Source organism: Pseudomonas defluvii (genome assembly GCF_001695625.1).
GTDB classification, from domain to species: Bacteria; Pseudomonadota; Gammaproteobacteria; order Pseudomonadales; family Pseudomonadaceae; genus Aquipseudomonas; species Aquipseudomonas defluvii.
In genome coordinates this window covers 1-399 of the sequence record NZ_MBPN01000336.1, presented here as the reverse complement: position 1 = coordinate 399, position 399 = coordinate 1, and the positions used below count along the sequence as shown (strand labels likewise).

The window sequence follows — 399 nt, the reverse complement described above, 5'->3', positions numbered from 1 at the left end:
GACGCATGGAGCCTGGGCATCACCAGCATCCCGGCTGTCGTGGTGGATCAGCGCTACGTGGTCTATGGCGAGCCGGATGTGGCCCGCGCTGTCGCGCGCATCGAGCAGCGTCGGAGGACCCAGCCATGACGCGACCATTCGACCTGATGCGCCGCATGCGGGCCGGCGTGGCTTCCTTGCTGCTGCTCAGCGCCACGGGTAGCTACGCCTTGAACACCACCGCCATCGTTGCCTCGGTGGCCTCGCCCGATTGCTTGGAGTACCGGGTGGTAGGTATCTGCTACTGGCTCTACTGCACCTGGGGAGGATGCACGGTGCGCACCTCTGTCAAGGTGCGCCACTACATCCCCGATGCGGTCGTCTCCAGCTACAGCAACACGGGCGAGAACCCGTGGGTCG

At 65.7% G+C, this 399-nt stretch carries 2 protein-coding genes; both read left to right on the top strand.

Translation table 11 applies throughout. From position 1 onward, the window contains the following. Positions 1-129 (top strand): DUF1525 domain-containing protein (locus EKA13_RS29055; RefSeq protein ID WP_125862987.1); only part of this gene is annotated, 129 nt, incomplete at its 5' end. Then, positions 126-399 (top strand): TraU family protein (locus tag EKA13_RS27590; protein ID WP_176717503.1); only part of this gene is annotated, 274 nt, incomplete at its 3' end. The genes EKA13_RS29055 and EKA13_RS27590, both read left to right, overlap by 4 nt.